The organism is Rhizobium sp. P1_C7 (assembly GCF_056406295.1).
Genome location: NZ_JBFUAL010000001.1, coordinates 352,819 through 377,494 on the forward strand (window position 1 = coordinate 352,819; position 24,676 = coordinate 377,494).

The following is a 24,676-nucleotide window of genomic DNA, read 5'->3' on the forward strand; positions in this document are numbered from 1 at the left end:
AACCACTAACACGCAGGCCGTTCCGAATGCCTTCAGCAAACCGGTAAAACTTTAGCGATCTGAGCTTTTAGGTTGTATCAGTTCGTCCAAAATCACGCATCCCGCGCCGATTGTGATAAAACTGTCGGCCAGGTTGAAAACAGCGAACGACCACGTCTCTGTATGAAACAGGATGTAATCGATGACATGGCCGTAAAGGAAACGGTCAATCAGGTTGCCGAGCGCGCCGGCAATAATTAGCGCGTAGCCGAGATGCGCGAAGGTGCGCTGCTTTCCGGTACGGCGCCAGAGCCAGATGACGAAACCGACGATGATCAGCCGCATGCCGACGATGAACCAGCCGTCCATACCCGACAGCATCGAGAATGCCACGCCGAGATTGTAGGTGCGGTAGAGCGCCAGCATCGGGATGACGGGAACCATCTCCTGCAGCGGCAGGGTGTGGTCGACGACAATCTTGACGATCTGGTCGAGCACGACGGCGAGGACGATGAAGATCAGGATCGGCAGCGGGCGCGAGAAGAGCGCCGGTCGGTCTAGCGTCTGCTCGGTCATTTGGCCTCGGAAAGTGAGAGGAGATGGCGCCGCGCCTCGAACATCATGACCGCACTGGCGACGGCAAGGTTGAGCGAGTCGGCGCGGCCCTGTTGCGGGATGCGGGCAAGCGCGTCGGCTTCCTTCGCGAGCTGCTCGGGTAGGCCGGACTGCTCGTTGCCCATCAGGATGACCACCGGCTTCTTCTTGTAATCTATCGTCCGATAGTCGACCGACCCGGCAAGGTGCGTGGCGACGACGGAAACGCCGGCGTGTCTCTTCCAGGCGATGAATTCTTCCGGGGTGGCGCGGGCAAGAGGCACGGCAAAGACCGAGCCCATCGTGGCGCGCACGGTCTCCAGCGAGAACGGATCGGTGGTTTCGCCGACCAGGATGACGCCGGAAGCTCCGGCCGCGTCCGCGGTGCGGATGATCGTGCCGAGATTGCCGGGATCGCGGACGCGATCGAGCGCGATCCAAGTTTCGCCCTGCTTGGGATGGATATCGCGAAGCGCTTTCCAGCGACTTTCGAAAATACCGACTACCATTTGCGGATTGTCGCGCCGGGTGATCGAGGAGATCACCTTCTCGCTGACTTCGAGCACCAGTGCGCCGGAAGCGATGGTCTTGGCGGCCATCTGCTCGACCAGCGGCTTGCCCTTCGCGGCCTTGGCGTAGACAAGCGTGCGGATCGTCCAGCCGAGTTCGATCGCATCGATAACCAGCTTCAGGCCTTCGGCCAGGAAGGTGCCGCTCTCTTCGCGGGCCTTCTTGTTCGTCAGCCCTTTAATGTCCTTGATGATGGGATTGGCGAGCGAGGTGACCTCTTTCACCTGCCCGACCTTGTGAGGGCGGGAGCCCCTGTGTTCATGGCTCATTTCGGCACCCAGCGAGAGAAGAGGGAGGTGGAGAGCGCGCGGCTCGGCGTCTTGCCGTCCAGCCCCGCTTCGCGGATCACGAGTTCGCCTGACTCGACCGCACCGCCTGCGCCGCGCATCGTCTCGCGCATCAGCTCGTGAATCGAATAGAAGCTGGCCCGGATCGAATAGGCCGTCAGCACCAGGCCGACCGCCTTAGGCGACAGGATCTCGCGACAGACGTCGAGCATCAGCGGCAAATGGTCGAACAGGTGCCAGACTTCGCCGTTTGGGCCGCGACCGAACTTCGGCGGGTCGGTGAGAATGATGTCGTAGGTATTGCCGCGGCGTTCCTCGCGCAGGATGAACTTCATTGCGTCTTCGCAGATCCACCGGATTGGCGCCTTATCCAGGCGGCTCAGCGCCTGGTTTTCGCGCGCCCAGCCGATCGCCTTCTTGGAGGCATCGACATGGGTGACCTCTGCGCCGGCCGCTGCCGCAACCAGTGAAGCGACGCCGGTATAGCCGAAGAGGTTAAGCACCTTCAGCGGGCGGCCGGCCGCCTCGACCTGCTGCTTCATCCAGGTCCAGTGGACGATCTGCTCTGGAAATACGCCGACATGGCGGAAGGAGGTGAAACGTCCGAGGAAATCGACGCCGAGCAGGTTGAGCGGCCAGGTCTCGCCAAGCGCGTCCTTGGGGAAGCGCCAGCGTCCCGTGCCCTCCTCGTCAGTATCGCCGGTAAAGGCGGCATCGACCTTTTCCCAGACATGCACGGGCAGCGACGGACGCCACAGCGCCTGGCCTTCCGGCCGGATGATGCGATAGGGGCCATACTGCTCAAGCTTCTCGCCATTGCCGCTGTCGATCAGATGGAAGTCGCCGGCACCGAGCGATTCGAGAATGACGGGCACCCGTTCGGCCGGACGCTCTCCGGTTCGATCCATCAGCGTTCGTTCGCTCGCAGCCGGGGCGGCGGGGTCGCGCGGTGCCTCCCGCGCGGGCGCGGGCTTGCCCGCAGGCTTGAGCGGGCGGCTGGTACCGCGATCGTCGTTGCGGCGTCCGCCGGGGGGGGCGGCGGCGGACTTCTGGCCCGGCCGGCGTTCTTTCTGTCTCAACGTGGTCTTCCGCGTGCTGAATTCGATAGAGTTGGTGCAAATAGCATTCCGTTTCACCTTGGCAAAGCGCTTTCCCGCTGTGATAGTTTGAGGCAGGTCGAAATGGGAGGATTTCGGATGGACTTGACCGGTGAAGAACGGATCACGGCTCCGCGCGATGTCGTATGGGCTGCCTTGAATGACCCGGAGGTGCTGAAGCAGTGTATCCCCGGTTGCCAGAACCTGGAGCTGAAGTCGCCGACGGAGCTCGCCGCAACCGTCAAAATCAAGATCGGCCCCGTCTCTGCCACCTTCAACGGTGAGGTCACGCTCTCCAATATCGACGCGCCGGCAAGCTATACGATATCAGGTGAAGGCAAGGGCGGCATTGCTGGCTTTGCTAAGGGCGGCGCCGACGTGACGCTTAAGGAGGACGGCGACGAAACGATCCTGCAGTACCGGGCGAACGCCCAGGTCGGCGGCAAGATCGCACAGCTCGGGGCCCGGCTGATCGATTCCACCTCGCAGAAGCTGGCACAGCAGTTCTTTTCGGATTTCAACGCTGCCGTAAGCTCAAAAGCCGCGGAATAGGGAGCACGAAACAGTTGGCAGGGCTCTTAGCGTCGTCTAATCCGATATCCACGAAGTGGATCGTTAGAGCACCCGAAAGGCCTGACCGCGAAGAACTCGCCGATATCTATCTCATCGTCCGCCGCGAGACCTTTACCTGGGTTGCCCCGTCCCAATTTCAGCACGGGGACTTCCTTGCACATACGCAAGGCGAGGTCGTTTGGCTGGCGGAGACGCCGGAAGGCAAGATCGCCGGTTTCATGACGCTGTGGCCCCCCGACGATTTCATTCACATGCTCTACATCCGCAAGGAGTGGCAGGGGAAGGGCGCGGGCAGCGCCCTGCTGCGGGCATTGCCGGATTGGCCGCGCCAGAAATACCGGCTGAAGTGCCTCGTCAACAACAGCCGCGCCAAGGCCTTCTATCAGGCGAATGGCTTTGCCGTGACCGGCGCCGGCAGCTCGGCCGAAGGCGATTTCGAGGAAATGAGCTTCATTCCTGCAGAATAGCGGCCACGCCCGCTGCAAGTCGCTGTCGCATGTTGACTGCTGAGGTTATCGATCTTTCACTGCCTGGCGATGCCTTACTGCAGTTGCGGCTTTCTGAGAAAAGTGTTCCGGTCGGCTGACCGCACACGCAGCCAGGCTTCGCGGCCATCGCGCAGAACTCGAATGGGAATTTCGGCGCCTGCAGCGCCGCTGCTCCAGACCTTCCGATAGAAGTCGGCGAGACCGTCGACTTCCCCGTCGCGGATCTCCGAGATGATGTCGCCCTGCTGCAGACCCGCCTGATCGGCAGGGCTGCCCTCGGCGACGCTCATGACGATAACGTCGCCATTGCTCTCGGCGGAAAATGCGCCAAGCCATGGCCGTGGCGGCTTGTTGACCTGCCCGCGTGTCAGGAGGTCGTCGAGGATCGGCGGCAAGAGGTTGATCGGCACCACCATATTGATGTCCGCGACCTCGCCGCTCTGATTCATCTGCAGGCGCAGCGACCCGATCCCCAGGAGCTTCCCGCTTAAATCGACGAGCGGCGCGCCGCCCCAGGAGGGGTGGGCGGGCGTCGTGAAGATCGCTTCGTCAAGCAGGTACTCCCAGTAACCGGCGAACTCCTGCTTGGCGACGATCTTTGCCTCGACGAACTGCCCGATGCCGTCTGCCAGCACAACGGGGTCGCCAACGCCCGCTTTGGCCGCATCGCCGAAATCCAGCGCGGGAAGCCCTAGCTCGCCCAGCGCTTGCAGCAGGCCAAATCCGGTTTCCTGGTCGTATGCCAGCGCGTGAGCGGCGACGACACGTCCGTCGCTGGTCGTCAGCCAGACCTCTTCCGCTTCGGTGATCAGATAGCCGATCGTCAACACCAGTCCGGACTCTTTGATGACAACGCCGCTACCCTCCCGGCGGATGCCAAGCGCATCGGCCGTGAAGGCGTCTTCCGGAATTGAGGTACGTACGGCCACGACCGACCGCAGGATTCTATCGATATTCATGGTTTCATCCTCCCTGAGGCGTGGCGCTGAGGCGGTGAAACTGCTGTGTAGGGCAGACGCGCAACGGATCTTTTGTCTATAGCTATGGAGGCAGATCGCTCGCGGCAACCCTTCGCCATCCGAATTTCTTGGCGACAGTGCGCGCGGCAGCCGCGCTCCCTCTCGCTATCGCGGTGGCAGCTGCCCTGCAATTTCCTCGGCGCGAGTCTTGTGCCGATCGGCCTCGCTCTGCCACCGCACGGCTTCCTTGGCCTCGGAACGGGCACGCTTGCGGTGTTTGCTCTGGTTGAGCCATGTGGCCGCCGAGCCGACGAACATGCCGATGATGAGCGCGACAAATACGAAAACGAAGAAGGGAGCGGAGAGCGAGAGAACCTGATCGTCCGGTCGGAAGGGGTTAAACGCCATCGACACGCTCTGCCGGTTGGCGACGCAGAAGACGATCAGGATGATGCCGAGAGGCAGAAAAATCAGAAGGTTAAGGATCTTCTTCGTCATGTTTCGGTCTCCGTATGCCTCAGCGCGCGCTCGTTGGTGCGGCACCGCCTTTCAGCCACAGGATAGAAAAGGCAGCGTGAAGTTCAAGTGCGTTTTCGCGCGCGGCAGCGCCAGATGACGATCAATCGTCTTGGTCGTTCTGGCCGGGATTCAGCCGTTCGCGCAGCTCCTTGCCGGTCTTGAAGAAGGGCACCCATTTCTCCTCGACAAACACCGTATCGCCGGTGCGCGGGTTGCGGCCGGAGCGCGAGGGACGGTTCTTCACCGAAAAGGCACCAAAGCCGCGCAGCTCGACTCTATTGCCTCCCGCGAGCGCGTCCGTGATCTCGTCGAGGACCGCGTTGACGATATTTTCGACGTCGCGATGATAGAGATGCGGGTTGCGTGCCGCAACTATCTGCACCAGTTCGGACTTGATCACAGTTGCCCCCTTAAATTATTGATTTCTTATCAATCATGGCCAACCTGCCAAACTGAAAGGAGCCCGTCAAGAAGCAACTTCTGCGGCAGAATTCCGCTAAGGTTTTCGCTTCTCGCAAGATCGCCGTAGCCGAGAACAGTCAGTACCCGCGACGCGGCCCCGGCGAGCAGAAATGGCGTGCTGCTCTTCTTGTTCCAGTCGATTTCCGGTAAGTCCTTGTCGACTTTTCGCTTCGCCAGATAGGCGCGGATTTCGTCGTTGCCGCCGATCTGGTCGATCAGCCTGACCTTGAGCGCCTGGCGTCCGGTGAAGATCGTACCGTCGGCAAGTTTCAGCACCTCGTCGCGCGGCAATTTGCGCCGGTCGGCGACCAGATCGACGAACCAGCCGTAGCTGTCAACGACCATGCCGTTGATCATCGCCTTGGCCGCCTCGCTGGCGGGATGGAAGGGAGAGGGCTCTGCCTTCAGCGGCGAGGACTTGATCTCTTCCAGCGAGACGCCGAGCTTGTCGAGCAGCGGCTTGACCTGCGGATACTGGAATATGACGCCGATCGAGCCGGTGATCGAGCTGTCGCCGGCGATTACCATGTCGCCTGCCGTTGCGATCATGTATCCAGCCGAGGCGGCAAGCGTGCGCACATCCGAGACCACGGGCTTCTTGGCGGAGATGGCGCGGATCGCCTTGAAGATCCGTTCGCCGCCGTAGGTGGTGCCGCCCGGCGACGAGATGGAGACGATGACGGCCTTGACCGCGTCGCTCTTCTCGATTGTGTCGAGCCGATCGAGAAGTTCGCTGTCATCGGTGATCAGCCCCGAAATAGTGATGTGGGCGACATGCGGCCGGCTTGTTCCGGAATCACCAAGAAGAAATCGGTAGGCGGCAAGCCCGAGCGCTACGATCAAGAGCACGGCGACGATGCGCCAGAAGCCAAGCTTGCGGCGCAACCTGCGGCGATCCGCGATCATCGAACTGTCCATTCTTTCCTCCAGATCCGCAGTGCTCGGGCAACTTCATCCATCTAGAGTTCCGCAGAGGTGCGGAAATGCCGCTTTGCCGGATTTTGTGGTTTTCTTGCTTGTTGCAGAAAAAAATCCATATTGGCAAGCCAGTGTAATAATGCGAAACGAACTGTGATCTGGCGAGGCAATGCTTATATACGCTACCGATCATCGACACGGACCGGATTTATGCTCAACACATTAAAGAACGGCGGACAGGCTGCCTATGCGAAATCCGCGAGGAACGCCTATGGCGACGCGCGGTTTCATTCTGTGCGGGTTCGTAGGCTGAAGGTGCTTCTGCCAGTGGCTGCCGTGATCGTTTCTTTGGTGTTCATCGGCGTTTCGGTGATCCGCACCTACCTGCCCGAGAACATCAAGATCGAAGGTGCAAGGATCGAAAACGGCAAGGTCGTTATGGAAAAACCCGCGATCGCGGGCCGCAACGCCGCCGGGATCAATTATTCGATGCTTGCCGAGCGTGCGCTGCAGGACATCAAGAATCCGAATCTCATCACGCTCGAAACCGTCAAGGCGGCGGTGCCGATCAAGGACGATCTGATCGCCCGCGTTGAGGCGACGACGGCCGACTACGACCGCGCAACCGACAACCTCAACGTCAAATCGCCTTTCACCATCAACTTGAGCAACGGCCTCACAGCCAAGTTCCAGACCGCCCAGGTCGACGTCAAAGGTGGGAAGCTGACGACCAGCGATCCCGTTACGATTCAAAAAGTTGGAGCATCGGTTGTTGCGCGCTCGCTCAAGATGACGGATAAGGGGCGGACGGTCACATTCGAGGGGAATGTACGCATGAATGTTGATCCATCCGTCATTCGCAAACAGGGCACCTAACAAGCCGGGTCACTATGGCAAACGATTGTCGCATTTCCACCCGCAAAACGGGTGCAGTAGTTTTTAACGGTGCGCTCGCGCTCCTGTTGTTGGCCGGGGCCGCGCTGGCGCAGGCGACCACCAGTCAGATGAGTGGGCTGAAGCTCAACAGGGATGAGCCGATCCAGATCGAGAGCGACAAGCTGGAGATCCACGATCAGGAACACACCGCCGACTTTACCGGCAACGTCAAGGTCGTGCAGGGCACGACCACGTTGCAGGCCGGTCACATGACGGTCTTCTACAAGCCGAAGGAAGGCACTGCCGATGCCAAGGGTGCCGCGACGAAGGCATCCGAGACAAAGGCAGCCAGCAAGGAGGCTCCGGCTTCCATCGCGTCGGGCAATACCGATATCGATCACATCATAGTCACCGACAATGTGTTCCTGAGCTCAGGCACGCAGACGGCGACGGCAGACAACGGCTCGTTCGACATGGCCAAGCAGCTTTTTATCCTTAAGGGTGACAAGGTGGTGCTGTCCGACGGGCCGAACGTCTTTACCGGTTGCCAGCTCACGGTGCACATGGAGACGGGCGAGGCTCAACTGGACAGTTGTGGGGGACGCGTCCAGATTCAGCTTGATCCGAAATCACAGAATAAGAACTGACCTCGGCCTCACCACGTGAAATTATTCTCGCTATCGACCAAGTTCGGCAAGGCCGGTTCGCACGCTGCAACCGATGCTGCTGCCCCGGATAAGAGCCGCTACCAGGGCACGCTTATTGCGCGCGGTCTGACCAAGACCTACAGCACCCGGCGTGTCGTGAACGGCGTCTCGCTGGTTGTCCGGCGCGGCGAGGCTGTCGGCCTGCTGGGCCCAAATGGGGCGGGCAAGACGACCTGCTTCTATATGATCACCGGCCTGGTGCCGGTTGACGAAGGCACGATCGAGATCGACGGCAATGACGTGACGTCGATGCCGATGTATCGCCGTTCCCGTCTTGGCGTCGGCTATCTGCCCCAGGAAGCCTCGATCTTCCGCGGGCTCACGGTCGAAGAGAATATTCGTGCGGTTCTGGAAGTGCATGTCAAGGACAAGGCAGAGCGCGAGAAGAAGCTCGATGAGCTGCTGGACGAGTTTCACATCCGCAAGCTTCGTGAGAGCGCGGCGGTGTCCCTGTCGGGCGGCGAACGCCGCCGCCTGGAAATTGCCCGTGCGCTCGCCACCGATCCGACCTTCATGCTTCTCGACGAACCGTTCGCGGGCGTCGATCCGATCTCTGTTTCCGACATCCAGAATCTGGTCCACCACCTGACGGCGCGCGGCATCGGGGTTCTCATCACCGACCACAATGTGCGCGAAACGCTCGGCCTGATCGATCGCGCCTATATCATCCATGCGGGCGAAGTTCTGACGCATGGCAGGGCGAACGACATCGTCAACAACCCGGAAGTGCGCAGGCTCTACCTCGGTGACAATTTCAGCCTTTGACAGCGCTTGGATGCCACGGTAATTCACGTTCCTGTCACAACCCGCTTGACCAAGTAGAATAAAAAAGCAATTTTTGGGCCAACTTGGATTTCCGTGGCCTGAGCCCCGTTATAGGACATGGTTTCCCGGAGGAAATGAACGGGAGTTTCGCGTCCGCTATGGCACTTTCGGCCAATCTCTTCCTACGCCAAAGTCAATCGCTGGTCATGACGCCGCAGCTGATGCAGTCGATTCAGCTTCTTCAGATGACGCATTTCGAGCTTACCCAGTTCATCGCGCAGGAAGTCGAAAAGAATCCTTTGCTCGACTTTCCGTCAAATGACGCGGAAATAGGCGGTGAGCGCAGCGCAGCGGAAGACGATGCCTATGCGCGCCAGGCGGAGGAGGCAGGCTCAGACGGCGAATACGACAGCCGCACGGAAGTCTTGTCCGGCGATTGGTCGGATCGGACCGACGGTGCCGGCGCGGACCGCATGAACGATGAGCTGGACGCCAATTACTCGAATGTGTTCCCCGACGACGGCGTTCCGCAGCGGGCAGATGCACCCGAACTGATCAGCCAGTGGAAATCGATGCCCGGCGGCGGCGGGGACGGGACGGACTCCTACGATCTTGATGATTTCGTTGCCGGCCAGGTGTCGCTTCGCGACCATCTGGCGCAGCAACTGCCGTTCCTCCTGGCCGACATGGCGGATCGGTTGATTGCTCAGTACCTTGGCGATCAGCTCGATGAAGCCGGTTACCTGCACGCGGATCTCGCCGAAGCCGCCGAGCGGCTCGGCGCCACCTTGGACGATGTTGAACGCGTTCTTGGGTCGCTGCAGACACTGGATCCGCCCGGCGTTTTTGCCCGAAACCTGTCTGAATGCCTTGCAATCCAGCTTCGCCAGAAGGACCGCTACGACCCCGCGATGCAGTCTTTCGTCGGCAATCTCGAGCTTCTGGCGCGCCGCGATTTCGCCACGCTGAAGCGAGTTTGCGGCGTGGACGAAGAAGATCTGCTCGACATGCTGAGCGAGATCCGTCAGCTCAATCCCAAACCCGGCAGCGGCTTCGAGGCCAGTGTTTCGGAAGGCATCATGCCGGATGTCGTCGTCAGAGCAGCGTCTGACGGCAGTTGGCAGGTCGAACTCAATCCTGACACGCTGCCGCGCGTCCTCGTCAGCCAGTCCTACTTTGCCAATGTGACGAAGAACGGCGACGATCATGCTTTCCTGTCGGACTGCCTGCAGAGCGCCAATTGGCTGACGCGCAGTCTGGATCAGCGGGCAAAGACGATTATGAAGGTCTCCAGCGAGATCGTTCGCCAGCAGGATGCTTTTCTTCTTCATGGCGTCGACCACCTGCGTCCCCTCAATCTGAAGACGGTGGCTGATGCAATCAAGATGCATGAGTCCACCGTCAGCCGCGTTACCTCCAACAAGTACATGCTGACGCCGCGGGGACTCTTCGAACTAAAATATTTCTTCACGGTGTCGATCGGCGCCGTCGAGGGAGGCGACAGCCATTCGGCCGAGGCCGTGCGCCATAAAATCCGTGCGCTCATCATGCAGGAGAGGCCGGAGGCGGTTCTCTCCGATGACGATATCGTGGATATCCTCAACAAGGGTGGTATCGAGCTTGCTCGGCGGACGGTTGCGAAGTATCGTGAGGCAATGAATATTGCTTCGTCCGTTCAGCGCCGGCGGGAGAAGCGGGCCCTCGCCAAAGTCGCGGGCTTCTGAGGAGTAGGGTCGGTACGACCCGTGTGTGCATTTCCGCGTGAAATAGACCTGTTGTTGACTTTTTGGTAACTTCTGGCTAGAAGCCGCCGCGATCGGCGCTGTGAATAGCGTCGGAGGTTATCCCCATCATCCTCAGGGCGCCCGCAGCCGAGAACTTCGGCCGATCTTGCTTGAGATCGAGCGAAGTGCTTGGATGCTGATGAGCCTTGGCGTAAACTGGTACTCGCAAACCACATAAGAAGGGAAACTCCATGAGTGTGCGTGTATCCGGTAAACATATGGAAATTGGTGACTCCTTCCGTCAGCGGATAGAGGACCAAATTGGTGTGGCCGTCACGAAATACTTCGACGGAGGGTATTCTAGTCAGGTCATCGTGCAGAAGGCCAACGCCCGCTTTTCCGCTGATTGCAAGGTTCATCTCGACAGCGGCGTCGTGTTGCACGCCGCAGGCGAGGCGATGGATCCGCAGTTGGCTTTCGATGCCGCTTCCGCACGAATTGAGAAGCGACTTCGCCGCTACAAGCGCAAGCTTAAGGATCATCATGCCGGGAACCATCTGAATGGCTTTGCGGAAGTCGCCTATACCGTCATGGACGGTATGCCGGATCACGACGAGGAGGTTGCTGACGACTTTGCCCCGGCGATCGTCGCGGAAAGCACGAAGCAACTGAAGACCATGTCTGTCGCGACCGCCGTCATGGCGCTCGACATGACGGACGAACCGCTGCTGCTGTTCCGCAGCCCCGGCAAAGAAGAATTGAACATCGTTTACCGTCGGCAAGACGGCAACATTGGCTGGATAGACGCAGCCAACATCAAAGGCTGAGATCAAGGGGAGGAGCGGCAGGCCAACTGCCGCTCCCCCAAGTCTCGGCACAGAAGGAAAAAGAAATGGCATTGGCAGATTTGCTGCAGCAAAATGCGATCATTCCCGGTCTCAGGGTAAATTCCAAGAAACAGCTCTTGCAGGAATTGTCGGCCAAGGCGTCGAAGGTGACCGGGCTATCCGAGCGGGAAATTTTCGACATTGTTCTGCAGCGCGAGCGCCTCGGTTCTACCGGTGTCGGCAATGGCATCGCCATCCCGCATGGCAAGCTCGCAAGCATCCATTCCATCGTCGGAATCTTCGCGCGTCTCGACCAGCCGGTGGATTTCGAAGCATTGGACGACCAGCCTGTCGATCTGGTGTTTCTGCTCCTGGCTCCGGAGGGCGCCGGTGCCGATCATTTGAAGGCACTGTCGCGGATTGCCCGCGTGCTGCGCGACCACGATCTCGTGGCTAAGCTGCGAGCAACGGATTCCGCTTCGGCGATCTATGCGTTTCTGAACGAAGAGCAAACGTCCAACGCGGCCTGATCATCCCGACATGAATACGGAAGAGGCGCCTGATTGCTCAGGCGCCTCTTCTTGTTTTCAAAATGTTGTTCGGGCTCAGAATTCTTCCCAGTTGCCCTGCGCAAGCGCTGCAGAACCATGGGACTGTGCGATGGCGCGACGGGGTGCTGGCGTTGCTGCCTGGCGGTAGCTTGTCGCAGCGGCCGGGGCGCGCATCTGCTGCAAGGTCGAACGCAGCGCCGACGCGTTGCTGGAACCGGCGACCCGGAAGCGCATGACGAGCTGCTTCAGCGTCTGGGCCTCGTCGTTCAGCGTCACGCTGGCGGCGGTCGTTTCTTCGACCATCGCGGCGTTCTGCTGGGTCACCTGGTCCATCTGGTTCATGGCCTGGTTGATTTCCTTGAGACCGATCGCCTGCTCGCTAGCGGATGCGGAAATCTCGCGGATCAGGCTGTTGATGCCCATCACCTGCTCGGAGATCTTATGCAGCGTGTCGCCGGCGCGACCGACGAGATCGACGCCTTCCTTGACCTGAACGGCCGAGGTGTTGATGAGGGTCTTGATCTCCTTGGCGGCATTTGCAGATCGCTGTGCGAGTTCACGGACTTCCTGGGCAACGACGGCGAAGCCCTTGCCGGCTTCACCGGCGCGTGCAGCCTCGACGCCTGCATTGAGCGCCAGAAGGTTCGTCTGGAAGGCAATCTCGTCGATGACGCCGATGATGCGGGAGACTTCCGTCGAGGACTGCTCGATGCCATGCATGGAGGAGATCGCCTTGCGCACGACTTCGCCGGACTTCTCGGCGTTCTCGCAGGCATGGTTGACGTTGTCGGCCGCCGTGCGGGCGTTCTCGGCGCTGGAATTGACCTGCGCGGTGAGTTCGTTGAGCGCCGCTGCCGTTTCCTCCAGGCTCGCAGCCTGCTGTTCGGTGCGCTTGGCGAGATCGGAAGCGCTGCCGCTGATTTCGCTGGTACCGGAGCCGATGTTCACGACGCTGTGGTTCATTGTGTTGATGGTTTCCTCAAGGCTTGCGAGGGCAGCATTGAAGTCCTGCTTCAGCTTGTCGTATTCGCCCGGGAAATCGTCGGTGATGCGGTGACCAAGGTTGCCTTGCGACAGTTCCGAAAGGCCCGCGCCGACGATGGAAACGATTTGACGCTGCAGGCTGACCGCCTGCTGACGTTCGGTTTCCGAACGGCCGCGTTCGCTCTCGGCGGCGTCGCGCTGGCTGTTCGCTTCGGCCTCCAGACGCTGGGTATCGGCAAGTGCGAAGCGAAAGCCTTCCAGGGCCTTGGCGACGGAACCGATCTCGTCGGCGCGGTCCTGGCCGGTGACCGGTTGTTCGTAGCGGCCGTCGCTGAGCGCCTTGACGCTGGCCACCAGGCCGCTCAAAGGCCGCTGGACGAAGGAGCGGACAGCGAAGAAGAGGGCAAGCATGACAGCTGCCAGAACCAGAATGCCGGCGACGACCATCATGAAGGTCTGGTCCTTTACCGGCGCATTGATGGCGCTGTGCGGGACATCGACCAGCACGACCCAAGTCGTGTTGATATCAGGCAGGGCGAACGGATAGACGACTCGATCGAACGCCTCGTAGCCGTCGTAGGTCAGGTTGGGGATGACGGACGGCTTCAAGGAGGCAAGCGCGCCCTGGACTTCATGCGTGCCTTCGCCGTCATACGCCTTCATGGACAGATCGGCCCTCGGCGGAACGATCCACTTGCCGGTCTGCGAGAGCAGCGTAACGCGGCCGGTTCCGAAGGGATGGAGCGTCGAAAGTTTGTCCGCGAGAGACTTGAGCGAAATATCCACGCCGCTGACGCCGATCATCTTGCCGCCGGACATGACCGGATAGGCAATCGAAGTCATGGCCGTGTTTTCGCCGGTGGTCGTCTCTGCATAGGGCGGCGACAGTGCGCCCTTCTTGCTTGCCGCAGCAAGGGCGTACCAATCGGCCTTGTAATCGGAATCGAAGGTCGAGAAGGCAAAGCCCCCGTCCTTGCGCTTGGTCCAGTATGGATTGAAGGTGCCGTCCTTGGCAGCGCCGAAATCGGCTTTGCCGGCCATGCTGGGCGACTGGCCGTCGAAGGCGTTCGGCTCTTCTGCGAACCAGCTGCCGAATGCAAAGGCGTTGCGCTCGACGTTGGCCTTCAGCATGTCCAGCACGGCCTTTCGGTCGAGGTATTTGCCTTCCTGGCCACGGCCGATCGAGCCGGCCATCGAACGGGCGGCGCCCGCCAGTTCGCCAACCGACGAGGCGACTTCGTTGGCGATCGATTTCGCCTCGAGATTGGCCTGGTCCATCGTCAGCGTCTGGACGCGGTCGCGGGTCTCGTCGATGAGGAAGAAGTTTGAAACGAAGAGAACGAGCGCGATGGCCACGCCCGTAATCAGGATAAGCTTGGCCGCTAGCGACTTCATGCGAAGGATGGACATGGATTCCTCGGGAGCAAGGATGTGCCGGACAATGCATTCATCGGCACAGAGACAAAGGCATCGCCCCTTCATGGAGCCGCCGTGACGAAAGCCATCCCTCTGAGAGAGAGTCTGGCGCTCAAGCGAAAGATCGCCAGAAATCTCTTAAATTTGAGTGAAATACCATCAAGTAGGTGAGCCGCGGCGACGAAGCGTCCCGAAATGTCGCCGGCAGAAACGACTTATAGTTTGTTTGCGACGGCGGTGTTAAGCGGGATGGATGGCTGGGCGCCCTGCGTCAGGCATGCAAGCGACCCGGCGACCGCGGCACGGCGCAGCGCGGCCTCGAAATCGATACCTTCATCGAGGCCGGCGGCGAAATAACCGCAGAAGGTATCGCCAGCCCCGACGGTATCCACCGGTTCGATCTTCAGCCCCTTGGCGCGAGAAATAACGCCATCACGGATCGCGATGACGCCATCTGCACCGAGCGTGACGATCAGCGTCTGCCCCGTTTCGCCGTTGAGGCGCTTCAGCGCAGCCTCGCGATCGTCGGGCCCCATGCTCTCCTGGCCCGCCAGACGCTCGAATTCCGTCTCATTGGCAATGACGACATCGACAAGACGCCCGAGCCGCGCCGCGTCTTCGATCAGCGGCGCAAGATTGAGAACGGAGACAACGCCGCGGGCTCGTGCCGCAGCCAACGCCCGCTCGACGGCCGGAACCGGAATTTCAAGCTGGAGCATGAGGATGTCGCCCTTGCTCATGGCGCCGACCGCAAGTTCGGCGTCCGCCGCGGTCACGGTGCCGTTTGCACCCGGCACGACGGCAATCATGTTTTCGCCGTCGCCGCCGACCAGGATCAGGGCGGTTCCCGTTGGCTCGTCAACCTGCTTGACGGCTTCGAGCCGCGTGCCCGCGTCCTTCAGAAGCGCGAGCGCCGGTTCGGCGAACCCGTCCTTGCCGACGGCGCCCGCCATGTGCACCGTGCGGCCTGCACGCCGGGCAGCGAGCGCCTGGTTGGCGCCCTTGCCGCCAGCAGCCGTCGAAAAGCTGTTGCCCGCAACCGTTTCGCCAGGTTTTGGCAGCCGTTCTGTTGTGGCGATGAGATCCATGTTGATGGAGCCGAAAACTGTGATCATGAGGGTGTCCCGTCCGGTGCTTTTCTTTAGTGGGACACTGCCCGAACGGCTTACTCGTCGTCAACCACCCTCAGCTTCAGAAGTCCCGTGCGGCTGTCGACGGATTTAGGCGGCGGATCGCTGTCGTGGCCCGATCTGCCGGTCTCGCCGCCCTCGAATTCGAGAGCCTCGATCCTCCCGCCTCGCTTGCTCAGCTTGTCGGCCGAGGTGACGATCATGTCGACGTCCTTCTGGGCCATGGCGAAATGGCCCTGCAGCTTGCGGACGCGTTCGTCCAGCCGGCCGAGGTCGTCCATGAGATTGGCAACCTCGCCCTGGATCACATGCGCCTGCGCCCGCATCCGCTGGTCCTTCAGCACAGCCTGGATGACCTGGATCGACAGCATCAGTAGTGACGGCGAAACGATCACGATGCGGGAGCGATGGGCCTTCTGCACGACCGCCTCGAAATTCTCGTGGATCTCGGCGAAGATGGATTCAGACGGGACGAACAGGAACGCAGTCTCCTGCGTCTCGCCCTGGATCAGGTACTTTTCCGAAATATCCCGGATGTGCGTTTCCATATCGCGGCGGAACTGCTGCGACGCAACCTTGGCAAGATCCGGCCCCCCGGCCCCGCGGATGGCATTCCACGCTTCAAGCGGAAACTTCGCGTCTATGACAAGCGGCGGCGCGCCGTTCGGCATGCGGATGGTGCAGTCCGGGCGGAATCCGTTGGAAAGCGTCTGCTGGAAGGCAAAGGCGCCCATCGGCAGCCCATCGGCGACGATGGTCTCCATGCGCGACTGCCCGAAGGCGCCGCGCGTCTGCTTGTTGGAGAGGATTGCCTGCAGCCCGACGACGTCTTTTGCAAGCGTCTGGATGTTGTTCTGCGCGGCGTCGATCACCGCCAGCCGCTCCTGCAGGCGCTGCAGGTTCTCGTGCGTCGATCTGGTCTGCTCCGTGATGGTGCTGCTGACGCGCTGCGACATTCCGTCCAGGCGCTGGTTGATCGCCTGGTTGAATTCCGCCTGACGGGAGCCGAACACCTCGGTCATCGCAGCGATGCGCCCGTGCATCTCCGCCTGGATCTTCAAAAGCTCGGCCATGCGGGCATCGGCTTCGGCGGCGCGCTCACCTGCCTCCTCGGCCTGCTCCTGGCGCAGCTGGCTGCTGCGGACGAGAAGGACGATCATCAAGACGATCAGCGCGGCGATCCCACCCCCGGCAAGCGCCAGCATGGAGGGACTGATCTGGGAAAGGATGGCGGAAAGCGAGTCGGGGGTAGCGTTCATCCTGCCACCATAGCAAACTCGATTCTGTTGGCTAGATCAAAACGTGAACAAGCCGCGCTTCTTGTGCTTGCAGTCACGAAGCTCTAGCCGACAAATCGGGTCGCGATTTAACCTCTTTTAAACTATATTCGGCAAAAGCTCCGCTTAAATTTCTCTTTCAGCATCAATTACAAAGCAGAGACGTGATGACCAGTCAGCAATCCGACAATGCGCTCAAGCAACGCCTCGATTTCATCGAGCTGGACGACGGGGCGCGGGCGGCGTTGCGTGAAATGCGTCCCACGATCTCGGTTCTGCTCAGCGGTGCGTTGGACAGGTTTTACGGCAAGCTGGCAAAAACGCCTGCCGTTTCGAGCTTCTTCGCCGACAAGTCGCACATGAACCATGCCAAGAAGCGCCAGGAGGATCACTGGGCCAATCTAGCGGGTGGGAATTTCGATGAGGCCTATGTCAAGGGCGTCATGGCCGTGGGCAAAACGCACGCCCGCATCGGCCTTGAGCCGCGCTGGTACATCGGCGGCTACGCGCTGCTGATGAGCGATCTCATCAAGGGGCTGATGGACAAGCAATGGCCTTCCATGTTTGCGCGCCAGCAAGGCAAGGCGCTTGCCGAGAAGCTCGCGGCCGTCGTCAAGGCCGCCATGCTCGACATGGATTATTCCATTTCGGTATATCTCGAAGCGCTCGAAGAAAAGCGCCTGAAGCTGGAGCAGGAACGCGCAAAGGCAGAGTCCGACCAGACAATCGCGCTCGATCATCTTCGCCGGGGCCTGGAAGCGCTGTCGAATGGCGATCTCGAAGCCACCCTACCGGCGGAAATGCCCGGAAGGTTCAAGGACATGGCAGAGGACTACAATCGCGCCGTCGCCGCGTTGCGCACGTCCTTCGCGTCCGTCCGGGCAACCACGGGCGAAATCCTGCAGGGCACCGACGTGATCGCAAAGGGCTCGGACGATCTGGCGCTGCGCACCGCGCAGCAGGCAGCTGGCGTAGAAGAAAGCTCGGCCGCCCTGCAGCAGCTCTCCGTCAGCGTTGGTCAGACGGCCGCAAACGCCGAAAAAGCCTCCGATGCCGTGCGCGACACGCAGCAGAAGGCAAAGAACTCCGGCGAGCTCGTCAACAGCGCGGTCTCGGCAATGGCGGGAATCGAAAAGTCCTCGACGGAGATCGCCAAGATCATCGGCGTCATCGATGAGATCGCGTTCCAGACCAACCTGTTGGCCTTGAACGCCGGCGTCGAGGCGGCCCGTGCAGGCGACGCAGGCAAGGGCTTCGCAGTTGTCGCGCAGGAAGTCCGCCAGCTTGCGCAGCGCACGGCGGATGCGGCAAAGGAGATCAAGAAGTTGATCTCGGAAAGCTCGGTTCAGGTCAACGAGGGTGTCGGCATCGTCAGCAGCACCGGCGAGGCGCTGAGCGACATGATCACCCGCATCGACATCATCAACCGTTTCGTTGCCGATATCGCCGCCGCCGCCCGCGATCAGGCAACCGGCGTCAACGAGGTCAGCGTTGCAATTCGCAACATGGACACCATTACGCAGCAGAACTCGGGCATGGTCGAACGCACGTCTTCCGAGACCAGACGCCTCAGAAGCGAAGTCGAAAGCTTAGTCGATCTGCTGCAGCGGTTCCGCACCGGCGGCCACGAGCGCTCCGTTCCCGCAGCGTCGCGCCGCGCCGCCTGAGCCCAAATCCGTCAAAATTCGGGAGGCGACGCAAAAAAGAGCCGCCTCCGGCTTGCGGATAATTCCATCGGGCAAAAAGATGGGTTATGGGGAACCTCATGACCATCAAGCCACTCATCATTCTCCCCGACCCGCTGCTCCGTCAGGTTTCCAAGTCGATCGAACGCGTGGACAGCGATCTCCAGCGTCTCGCAGACGACATGCTCGACACCATGTACGATGCACCGGGCATCGGCCTTGCTGCCGTACAGATCGGCGTTCCGCGCCGCATGCTTGTCATCGACGTCTCGCGCGAAGGCGAAGAGAAACAGCCGCTCGTCGTCATCAACCCGGAAATCGTAAAGTCCTCGGACGAACGATCGGTCTACGAAGAAGGCTGTCTGTCCATTCCCGATTACTATGCCGAGGTCGAGCGTCCAGCCACCGTCGGCGTCAGGTATCTCGACCTTGACGGCAAGGAACAGCTTGTCGAGGCCGACGGGCTGCTCGCGACTTGTCTGCAGCACGAGATTGACCACCTGAACGGCGTGCTCTTCATCGACCACATATCGCGGCTCAAGCGCGAAATGGTGGTCAAGAAGTTCACCAAGGCTGCGAAGTCTGCCAAGTCTCTCTGAGTTCTGCTGAACTGGCGGCCGTCGCGATATCATAGTGGAAGTTCCGCATGGCGATCTCCTGATCCGGGATGTTGATCAGGGCTTGAAGCGGTAGCTTCAAGAAAGAGCTCAGGGAGCAGTCCAGCACTGCTGCCACACAACGCCTAAGGTCGCTGATAAGCGACGAGCGCCTGACCGGCGACGAGGCGAAGGCGATCGCGGATTTGCGTCGTGACTCTGATCGTGGAACCGTCGCATTTCGACAAATGATCGTTCTCGATACGAATGTCATATCTGAAATGCAGGGGCGTTGGCTCAGCGAACGGATTCTCCTGTGGCTGGACAGGTACGACATCGAGACGTTGTTCCTGACGACTTTCAATAGGCGAGATGCGTTACGGTCTGGAATTGCTGGACGACGGCAAGCGCAAGGCCGCCCTCGTCGCCGCATTCGGACGGATCGAGACTGACTTTACCGGCCGTATTCTCGGCTTCTCAGTCGACGTTGCCCATCGTTGCGTCACCTCGGCTGTCACGCGTAGAAGAGCAGTCCATCCCTTGGAAACGAAGGACGCCATGATCGCCGCCATCTGCCTCGCGCATGCAGCAACGCTGGCGACAAGCAACAAAAGACTTCGAGGGGCTTGATCTCAAGCTCGTAAACCCGTTTGAAGAGGGCTGATCCTACAGACTGGCGAGAAAGAATGTCTCTTCGCATCATTTTCATGGGAACGCCGGAGTTCTCGGTCCCGACCCTGCGCATGCTGGTGGATGCGGGGCACACGATCGTCGCGGTCTATACGCAGCCGCCGCGTCCGGGCGGCCGGCGCGGGCTCGACCTGCAGAAGTCGCCGGTACATCAGGCCGCGGAGCTTCTTCGCATTCCCGTCTTCACGCCCGTCAACTTCAGGAACCCGGAGGAGCGCGCACGTTTCGCGGACCACGGGGCCGATGTCGCCGTCGTTGTCGCCTACGGCCTGCTGTTGCCCGAAGCGATCCTTAGCGGCACACGCTACGGCTGCTACAACGGCCACGCTTCGCTGCTGCCGCGCTGGCGCGGTGCCGCTCCCATCCAGCGGGCCATCATGGCCGGCGATAAAAAGACCGGCATGATGGTGATGAAGATGGACAGGGGACTGGATACAGGCCCCGTGGCGCTCACCCGTGAGGTCGAGATCGGCCCCCACATGACCGGCGGCGAGCTGCACGACAAGCTCATGCATGCCGGCGCAAAAGCGATGGCCGAAGCGATGGTGAAGCTCGAAATGGGCGATCTGTCTCTAACGGAGCAGCCGGCGGGAGGTGTTCTCTATGCCACGAAGATCGACAAGAACGAGACGCGGATCGATTTTTCCAGGGATGCGGCCGACGTGCACAATCATATCCGCGGATTGGCGCCGTTTCCCGGCACATGGTTCGAGCTGGCCGTCGGGGATAAGCGCGAGCGCGTGAAGGTGTTGGGCTCCGAACGTGCGGAAGGCGCCGGGGCTGCGGGCGAATTGCTGACGGACGATCTCGTGGTTGCGTGCGGCTCGGGAGCGGTCCGCCTGACCAAGCTGCAGAAAGCGGGAGGCAAGCCTTTGGCGGCTGCCGATTTCTTGCGCGGTACGCCGCTAGCCGCCGGCCTGAGGCTCGCCTGATGCACCGCTATCGCATGACCGTCGAATATGACGGGGCGCCTTATGTCGGCTGGCAGCGGCAGGACAACGGCCCGTCCGTCCAAGGGGCGATCGAGAAGGCGATTCTCTCGGCGAGCGGCGAGACGGTATCGGTCCGCGGCGCGGGGCGCACGGATTCCGGCGTGCACGCGACGGGGCAGGTCATCCATGCCGATCTCGCCAGGGAGTGGGCGCCCTTCAAGCTGCAGAATGCGTTGAACGCCCACCTGAGGCTCGCAGGCGAGCGTGTCGCGATCGTTGAGGTCGACGCAGCCAGCGAATTCTTCGACGCGCGCTTTTCGGCGCTGCGCCGCCACTATCTATACCGGATCATCACCCGACGCGCGCCGCTGGCGATCGAAGCCGGCAAGGCGTGGTGGGTGCCGAAGACGCTTGATCACGAGGCGATGCATGCCGCCGCGCAGACGCTGGTCGGCAGGCACGATTTCTCGACCTTCCGCTCGTCGCACTGCCAGGCCAACAGTCCCGTTCGCACGCTCGACCGCCTGGATGTGACCCGCAATGGAGAGCTGATCGAAATTCGTGCCACGGCGCAGAGCTTCCTCCACAATCAGATCCGTTCCTTTGCCGGCACGCTGAAGCTGGCGGGCGATGGGAAGTGGACGCCGGAAGATGTGCAGGCGGCTCTCGACGCGAGAGACCGCAAGGCCTGCGGCCCCGTGGCGCCGCCGGACGGGCTCTATTTCATGCAAGTCGACTATCCCGAGGTGATCATCGACCTCCGCCGGGAGACGGGAGCGCGCAGTGACGACGACGATCTATCATAACCCGGCCTGCGGCGTCTCGCGCAACGCGCTACCGTGATCCGCCAGTCCGGCGAGGAGCCGAAGGTCATCGAATATCTGAAGACGCCGCCGACGCGCGAAAAGTTGGTGGAGTTGATCGCTATGATGGGCATTTCGCCCCGCGCGCTCCCTCGACAGAAGGGCACGCCCTATGAAGTGGACTTGGCAACCTATCGCTCACGGGTGATCAGCTGCTGGATGCCATGGTCGAGCATCCTATCCTCATCAACCGCCCGATCGTGTCACCGACAAGGGCGCGCGCCTTTGCCCCCCGTCGGAGCCAATCCTCAATCGGCACGTTCGCCCGGGAAGACGGCGAAATCGTTCGCGGTGCATGGCCGGTCAGACCGGGTAGATGCCGAGAAAACGCTGAAGATATTCCGACAGCAGCAGGGATGGCACGAGCAGAACCAGTGTCAGTGCTCCGACGATCAGGCCGTTGCCGTGGAGGATCATCCTGAGGATACGGGCGATGGAGAAGACCTGCACCAGCATGAAGGCAAGCAGCAGCAGCGAGACGAGGCCTACCAGCCCCGGCAGGAAGAAGACAAGCGCGAGCAGCAGTCCGTTGATATAGGAGAGCGGTACGCCCAGCCAGTTGACGCTGACAATCAGCGCCGAGAAGCGTTCGCCTTTGTGAAATGCAAGCAGCAGCAGGCCGGCCAGCACGAGCGGCACGAACCAGTTTGCGGTCTCGACAAGCCCAAGGCGGAAGTAGAAGAGCATGCCGACATCGGTGTGCGGCGGCATGGTCTGCAGGAAGGCTTGGCGCCACCACAGCCACGATATGCCCATGGGCGGCAGGCACCACAGGATCGCCCAGAAGGAGCGATTGACGCCGCGCTCGGACATGTCGAGAAACCGGAAGCCGCGCGGGTCCATGCGGATCAGCAGCCACAGCCCTGCCAGATAGTACTGAACTTCCCTAATGCCCGGCATTCTCGAACCAGCGCTCGATGAAGGTTTCGTAGATGACTGTGAGGCGCTCGAGGTCGGAAACCGCGACCCGTTCGTCCACCATGTGCATGGTCTGCCCGACGAGGCCGAACTCGACGACCGGGCAATAATCCTTGATGAACCGGGCGTCGGAGGTGCCGCCTGTCGTGGAAAGCTTAGGCAATTGACCCGTCACGCTTTCGACGGCCGAGGACAGAGAGGCGATCAGCGCATTGTTGCGCGTCAGAAACACGTGGCTCGGACGCTCCGCCCAGACGATGTCATACTCGAGCGGGGCGCGACCTGGACGCAGCACGCCCTCGCTGGCGGCGGCATCGAGGCGGCGCAGGATCTCATGCTGGAGCCTCTCGGCCGTCCAGCTGTCGTTGAAACGGACGTTGAAGCTCGCCGTTGCCTTGGCGGGAACGACGTTCGTCGCCGGATTCCCGACGTCGACGGTCGTCACTTCGAGGTTGGATGGCTGGAAATTGTCGGTACCGGCGTCAAACGGCGGGTCCATAAGCGCCTGCGTCAGCTGCAGGATGCCGCGCACGGCATTGTCTGCAAGATGCGGATAGGCAGCATGACCCTGGACGCCGTGAACGGTGATTCTGCCGGAGAGCGAACCGCGACGACCGATTTTGATCATGTCGCCGAGCCTCTCCGGGTTAGTGGGTTCGCCGACGAGACAGGCATCCCAGCGCTCGCCGCGCTCGGCCGCCCACTTGAGCAGCTTGGTCGTGCCGTTGATCGCAGGGCCCTCCTCGTCGCCGGTGATCAGCAACGAGACCGAGCCCTTCGGCGGTCCGTGCTTTTCGATTTGGCGGGCAATTGCCGCGACGAAGCAGGCGATGCCGCCCTTCATGTCGACCGCGCCGCGGCCGAAAACGTCGCCATCAGCGATCTCGGCGGCAAAGGGCGGATGCGTCCAGGCGGCTTCGTCGCCAACCGGCACCACGTCGGTATGGCCGGCAAACATCAGATGCGGGCCGTCATCGCCCATCCGCGCGTAGAGGTTTTCGATGTCGGGCGTGCCGGCTTCGGTGGCCTTCACCTTGTCCACCTTGAAGCCGAGCGGAGACAGCATCGTATCCAGCGCCGAAAGCGCGCCACCTTCTGCTGGTGTGACGGACGGGCAGCGGATCAGGGTCTGGAGATTGGCGACGGGATCGGTAGCGGTCATGGAAGTGGAGTTATCCGGCGGTAGTGGCAAAGAAAAGGCAAGGCGGCATGACCGCCCTGTGGAATATGCCGTCCGTTTACCGGATCGATGTCCGGCCGACAGCGTGCCGGCGGTGCGCGCCCTGGTAGATGCGCGGGTCGCCAGGAGGTTCGGATTGCATCAGTCGCGCAGCAATTCGTTGATGCCGGTCTTGGAACGGGTCTTTTCATCGACGCGCTTGACGATGACGGCGCAGTAGAGATGCGGCGCGGGCAGACCGTTGGCCATCGTCGCATTGCCGGACGGCATGGAGCCGGCGACGACGACGGAATAGGGCGGCACTTCGCCGTACATTACTTCGCCGGTGGCGCGGTCAACGATCTTCGTGGACTTGCCGATGTAGACGCCCATGCCGAGAACCGAGCCCTCGCGGACGATGCACCCTTCGACGACTTCCGAGCGGGCGCCGATGAAGCAGTTGTCTTCGATGATCGTCGGGCCTGCCTGCATTGGCTCCAGAACGCCGCCAATGCCGACGCCGCCGGAGAGATGCACATGCTTGCCGATCTGCGCGCAGGAGCCGACCGTCGCCCAGGTATCGACCATCGTGCCTTCATCGACGAAAGCACCGAGGTTGACGAAGGACGGCATCAGCACGACGTTCTTGCCGATATGGGCGGAGCGGCGCACGACGCAGTTCGGTACGGCGCGGAAGCCGGCGGCGCGATACTGGTTCTCGCCCCAGTTCTCGAACTTCGACGGCACCTTGTCCCACCAGGTCGAGTTTCCCGAACCGCCCTTGACGACCTCCATGTCGTTGAGACGGAAGGAGAGCAGAACGGCCTTCTTCAGCCACTGGTTGACCTTCCAGACGCCATCGGTGCCGCGTTCGGCAACACGTGCCTTGCCGCCGTCGAGAAGCTCGAGCGCGGCTTCGACCGCATCGCGCACTTCGCCCTTGGTCGAGGTGTTCACATTGTCGCGGTTGTCAAAAGCGGTTTCGAGAGTCTTTTCGAGGGAGGAAAGGTCGGTGGCGCTCATGGGAATTCCTTAAACTTCGATCTTTATCGTGGAGACCCAAAGGCTCCGGGAATTGTGATAGGCGGGATGCGATCTGCTCTATCGCATGCAGGGCGAAAATGGAATGA

Annotated in this window: 25 protein-coding genes and 2 pseudogenes; 14 read left to right on the plus strand and 13 right to left on the minus strand. The window is 61.1% G+C overall.

Going from position 1 to position 24,676, the window contains the following annotated elements; all coding sequences use genetic code 11:
* Positions 1-51 precede the first annotated feature (51 nt).
* Genes lspA through AC1D2R_RS01770 form a run of 3 tightly spaced genes read right to left on the minus strand, consistent with a single transcriptional unit; the run spans position 52 to position 2,509 of the window.
* Positions 52-555, minus strand: coding sequence for a signal peptidase II (gene lspA / locus AC1D2R_RS01760; RefSeq protein ID WP_477964149.1), 504 nt, complete (start codon positions 553-555; stop codon positions 52-54).
* A complete protein-coding gene (locus tag AC1D2R_RS01765; RefSeq protein ID WP_477964152.1) occupies positions 552-1,412 on the minus strand; it encodes a TrmH family RNA methyltransferase in 861 nt (286 codons plus the stop codon). The genes lspA and AC1D2R_RS01765 overlap by 4 nt, the downstream gene beginning before the upstream one ends.
* Positions 1,409-2,509, minus strand: a complete 1,101-nt coding sequence (locus AC1D2R_RS01770) for a class I SAM-dependent methyltransferase (RefSeq protein WP_477964154.1) — start codon at positions 2,507-2,509, stop codon at positions 1,409-1,411. Before AC1D2R_RS01770 ends, AC1D2R_RS01765 begins: the two co-directional genes overlap by 4 nt.
* Positions 2,510-2,626: 117 nt before the next feature.
* Between AC1D2R_RS01770 and AC1D2R_RS01775 the strand changes: the two genes are divergently transcribed.
* Positions 2,627-3,079, plus strand: coding sequence for an SRPBCC family protein (locus AC1D2R_RS01775; protein WP_477964156.1), 453 nt, complete (start codon positions 2,627-2,629; stop codon positions 3,077-3,079).
* 44 nt (positions 3,080-3,123) lie between these two features.
* Positions 3,124-3,567, plus strand: coding sequence for a GNAT family N-acetyltransferase (locus tag AC1D2R_RS01780; protein ID WP_477964631.1), 444 nt, complete (start codon positions 3,124-3,126; stop codon positions 3,565-3,567).
* Between the two features lie 74 nt (positions 3,568-3,641).
* Here the strand turns inward: AC1D2R_RS01780 and AC1D2R_RS01785 are convergent, their stop codons facing one another.
* The 4 genes from AC1D2R_RS01785 to sppA form a co-directional block, all read right to left on the minus strand.
* On the minus strand, positions 3,642-4,547 hold the full coding sequence (locus AC1D2R_RS01785; RefSeq protein ID WP_477964158.1) for a S1C family serine protease: 906 nt from the start codon (positions 4,545-4,547) through the stop codon (positions 3,642-3,644).
* 165 nt (positions 4,548-4,712) lie between these two features.
* On the minus strand, positions 4,713-5,045 hold the full coding sequence (locus tag AC1D2R_RS01790; RefSeq protein WP_477964160.1) for a DUF1049 domain-containing protein: 333 nt from the start codon (positions 5,043-5,045) through the stop codon (positions 4,713-4,715).
* A 121-nt stretch (positions 5,046-5,166) separates the two neighbouring features.
* Entirely contained in the window at positions 5,167-5,466 is a 300-nt protein-coding gene (locus tag AC1D2R_RS01795) for an integration host factor subunit beta (RefSeq protein WP_477964162.1), read from the minus strand.
* A gap of 29 nt (positions 5,467-5,495) precedes the next feature.
* Positions 5,496-6,446 carry a signal peptide peptidase SppA gene (gene sppA / locus AC1D2R_RS01800; protein WP_477964164.1) on the minus strand — a complete coding sequence of 317 codons (951 nt, stop codon included), beginning with the start codon at positions 6,444-6,446 and terminating at the stop codon, positions 5,496-5,498.
* Between the two features lie 210 nt (positions 6,447-6,656).
* Between sppA and lptC the strand changes: the two genes are divergently transcribed.
* The 6 genes from lptC (at position 6,657) to ptsN (ending at position 11,875) form a co-directional block, all read left to right on the plus strand.
* Positions 6,657-7,322, plus strand: coding sequence for an LPS export ABC transporter periplasmic protein LptC (lptC, locus tag AC1D2R_RS01805; RefSeq protein WP_477964633.1), 666 nt, complete (start codon positions 6,657-6,659; stop codon positions 7,320-7,322).
* 14 nt (positions 7,323-7,336) lie between these two features.
* A complete protein-coding gene (locus AC1D2R_RS01810; protein WP_477964166.1) occupies positions 7,337-7,969 on the plus strand; it encodes an LptA/OstA family protein in 633 nt (210 codons plus the stop codon).
* A gap of 15 nt (positions 7,970-7,984) precedes the next feature.
* Complete coding sequence (gene lptB / locus AC1D2R_RS01815; RefSeq protein ID WP_477964168.1) at positions 7,985-8,794, plus strand: LPS export ABC transporter ATP-binding protein; 810 nt, start codon at positions 7,985-7,987, stop codon at positions 8,792-8,794.
* A 158-nt stretch (positions 8,795-8,952) separates the two neighbouring features.
* Entirely contained in the window at positions 8,953-10,518 is a 1,566-nt protein-coding gene (rpoN, locus tag AC1D2R_RS01820; RefSeq protein ID WP_477964635.1) for an RNA polymerase factor sigma-54, read from the plus strand.
* A 251-nt stretch (positions 10,519-10,769) separates the two neighbouring features.
* On the plus strand, positions 10,770-11,345 hold the full coding sequence (gene hpf, locus AC1D2R_RS01825) for a ribosome hibernation-promoting factor, HPF/YfiA family (protein ID WP_037060549.1): 576 nt from the start codon (positions 10,770-10,772) through the stop codon (positions 11,343-11,345).
* Between the two features lie 65 nt (positions 11,346-11,410).
* Complete coding sequence (gene ptsN / locus AC1D2R_RS01830) at positions 11,411-11,875, plus strand: PTS IIA-like nitrogen regulatory protein PtsN (protein ID WP_477964170.1); 465 nt, start codon at positions 11,411-11,413, stop codon at positions 11,873-11,875.
* A gap of 75 nt (positions 11,876-11,950) precedes the next feature.
* Here ptsN and AC1D2R_RS01835 read toward each other — a convergent pair whose 3' ends face one another.
* From AC1D2R_RS01835 to AC1D2R_RS01845, 3 genes are all read right to left on the minus strand, one after another.
* Positions 11,951-14,290 carry a methyl-accepting chemotaxis protein gene (locus AC1D2R_RS01835; RefSeq protein WP_477964172.1) on the minus strand — a complete coding sequence of 780 codons (2,340 nt, stop codon included), beginning with the start codon at positions 14,288-14,290 and terminating at the stop codon, positions 11,951-11,953.
* Positions 14,291-14,511: 221 nt separating this feature from the next.
* The gene (locus AC1D2R_RS01840) at positions 14,512-15,411 is read right to left on the minus strand and encodes a ribokinase (RefSeq protein WP_477964174.1); all 900 of its coding nucleotides are present in this window, start codon (positions 15,409-15,411) and stop codon (positions 14,512-14,514) included.
* A gap of 50 nt (positions 15,412-15,461) precedes the next feature.
* Positions 15,462-16,685 (minus strand): DNA recombination protein RmuC, encoded by a 1,224-nt coding sequence (locus AC1D2R_RS01845; RefSeq protein ID WP_477964176.1) that lies wholly within the window; start codon positions 16,683-16,685, stop codon positions 15,462-15,464.
* A gap of 185 nt (positions 16,686-16,870) precedes the next feature.
* Between AC1D2R_RS01845 and AC1D2R_RS01850 the strand changes: the two genes are divergently transcribed.
* The 6 genes and pseudogenes from AC1D2R_RS01850 to AC1D2R_RS01875 form a co-directional block, all read left to right on the plus strand.
* Positions 16,871-18,370 (plus strand): methyl-accepting chemotaxis protein, encoded by a 1,500-nt coding sequence (locus tag AC1D2R_RS01850; RefSeq protein WP_477964178.1) that lies wholly within the window; start codon positions 16,871-16,873, stop codon positions 18,368-18,370.
* A gap of 98 nt (positions 18,371-18,468) precedes the next feature.
* A complete protein-coding gene (def, locus tag AC1D2R_RS01855; RefSeq protein WP_477964180.1) occupies positions 18,469-18,987 on the plus strand; it encodes a peptide deformylase in 519 nt (172 codons plus the stop codon).
* Positions 18,988-19,232: 245 nt separating this feature from the next.
* A pseudogene (locus AC1D2R_RS01860) lies at positions 19,233-19,648 on the plus strand (PIN domain-containing protein).
* A gap of 22 nt (positions 19,649-19,670) precedes the next feature.
* Positions 19,671-20,606, plus strand: a complete 936-nt coding sequence (gene fmt / locus AC1D2R_RS01865; RefSeq protein ID WP_477964182.1) for a methionyl-tRNA formyltransferase — start codon at positions 19,671-19,673, stop codon at positions 20,604-20,606.
* Positions 20,606-21,412 carry a tRNA pseudouridine(38-40) synthase TruA gene (gene truA, locus AC1D2R_RS01870; RefSeq protein ID WP_477964184.1) on the plus strand — a complete coding sequence of 269 codons (807 nt, stop codon included), beginning with the start codon at positions 20,606-20,608 and terminating at the stop codon, positions 21,410-21,412. The genes fmt and truA overlap by 1 nt, the downstream gene beginning before the upstream one ends.
* Positions 21,390-21,765 (plus strand): annotated as a pseudogene (locus AC1D2R_RS01875) (arsenate reductase family protein); the annotation flags it as partial. The gene truA and the pseudogene AC1D2R_RS01875, both read left to right, overlap by 23 nt.
* 7 nt (positions 21,766-21,772) lie before the next feature.
* Here the strand turns inward: AC1D2R_RS01875 and AC1D2R_RS01880 are convergent.
* From AC1D2R_RS01880 to dapD, 3 genes are all read right to left on the minus strand, one after another.
* The gene (locus AC1D2R_RS01880) at positions 21,773-22,369 is read right to left on the minus strand and encodes a hypothetical protein (protein ID WP_477964186.1); all 597 of its coding nucleotides are present in this window, start codon (positions 22,367-22,369) and stop codon (positions 21,773-21,775) included.
* Positions 22,356-23,549: a succinyl-diaminopimelate desuccinylase gene (dapE, locus tag AC1D2R_RS01885; RefSeq protein WP_477964188.1), complete on the minus strand. Its 1,194-nt coding sequence runs from the start codon at positions 23,547-23,549 to the stop codon at positions 22,356-22,358. The genes AC1D2R_RS01880 and dapE overlap by 14 nt, the downstream gene beginning before the upstream one ends.
* A gap of 159 nt (positions 23,550-23,708) precedes the next feature.
* Positions 23,709-24,569 (minus strand): 2,3,4,5-tetrahydropyridine-2,6-dicarboxylate N-succinyltransferase, encoded by an 861-nt coding sequence (gene dapD / locus AC1D2R_RS01890; RefSeq protein ID WP_477964190.1) that lies wholly within the window; start codon positions 24,567-24,569, stop codon positions 23,709-23,711.
* Positions 24,570-24,676: the final 107 nt, after the last annotated feature.

Coding starts and splice junctions, on each gene's coding strand:
- lspA (WP_477964149.1), bottom strand. CDS start 555: ATGACCGAGCAGACGCTAGACCGACCGGCGCTCTTCTCGCGCCCGCTG.
- AC1D2R_RS01765 (WP_477964152.1), bottom strand. CDS start 1,412: ATGAGCCATGAACACAGGGGCTCCCGCCCTCACAAGGTCGGGCAGGTG.
- AC1D2R_RS01775 (WP_477964156.1), top strand. CDS start 2,627: ATGGACTTGACCGGTGAAGAACGGATCACGGCTCCGCGCGATGTCGTA.
- AC1D2R_RS01785 (WP_477964158.1), bottom strand. CDS start 4,547: ATGAATATCGATAGAATCCTGCGGTCGGTCGTGGCCGTACGTACCTCA.
- AC1D2R_RS01790 (WP_477964160.1), bottom strand. CDS start 5,045: ATGACGAAGAAGATCCTTAACCTTCTGATTTTTCTGCCTCTCGGCATC.
- sppA (WP_477964164.1), bottom strand. CDS start 6,446: ATGGACAGTTCGATGATCGCGGATCGCCGCAGGTTGCGCCGCAAGCTT.
- lptC (WP_477964633.1), top strand. CDS start 6,657: ATGCTCAACACATTAAAGAACGGCGGACAGGCTGCCTATGCGAAATCC.
- AC1D2R_RS01810 (WP_477964166.1), top strand. CDS start 7,337: ATGGCAAACGATTGTCGCATTTCCACCCGCAAAACGGGTGCAGTAGTT.
- rpoN (WP_477964635.1), top strand. CDS start 8,953: ATGGCACTTTCGGCCAATCTCTTCCTACGCCAAAGTCAATCGCTGGTC.
- hpf (WP_037060549.1), top strand. CDS start 10,770: ATGAGTGTGCGTGTATCCGGTAAACATATGGAAATTGGTGACTCCTTC.
- ptsN (WP_477964170.1), top strand. CDS start 11,411: ATGGCATTGGCAGATTTGCTGCAGCAAAATGCGATCATTCCCGGTCTC.
- AC1D2R_RS01835 (WP_477964172.1), bottom strand. CDS start 14,290: ATGTCCATCCTTCGCATGAAGTCGCTAGCGGCCAAGCTTATCCTGATT.
- AC1D2R_RS01840 (WP_477964174.1), bottom strand. CDS start 15,411: ATGATCACAGTTTTCGGCTCCATCAACATGGATCTCATCGCCACAACA.
- AC1D2R_RS01845 (WP_477964176.1), bottom strand. CDS start 16,685: ATGAACGCTACCCCCGACTCGCTTTCCGCCATCCTTTCCCAGATCAGT.
- AC1D2R_RS01850 (WP_477964178.1), top strand. CDS start 16,871: ATGACCAGTCAGCAATCCGACAATGCGCTCAAGCAACGCCTCGATTTC.
- def (WP_477964180.1), top strand. CDS start 18,469: ATGACCATCAAGCCACTCATCATTCTCCCCGACCCGCTGCTCCGTCAG.
- fmt (WP_477964182.1), top strand. CDS start 19,671: ATGTCTCTTCGCATCATTTTCATGGGAACGCCGGAGTTCTCGGTCCCG.
- truA (WP_477964184.1), top strand. CDS start 20,606: ATGCACCGCTATCGCATGACCGTCGAATATGACGGGGCGCCTTATGTC.
- AC1D2R_RS01880 (WP_477964186.1), bottom strand. CDS start 22,369: ATGCCGGGCATTAGGGAAGTTCAGTACTATCTGGCAGGGCTGTGGCTG.
- dapE (WP_477964188.1), bottom strand. CDS start 23,549: ATGACCGCTACCGATCCCGTCGCCAATCTCCAGACCCTGATCCGCTGC.
- dapD (WP_477964190.1), bottom strand. CDS start 24,569: ATGAGCGCCACCGACCTTTCCTCCCTCGAAAAGACTCTCGAAACCGCT.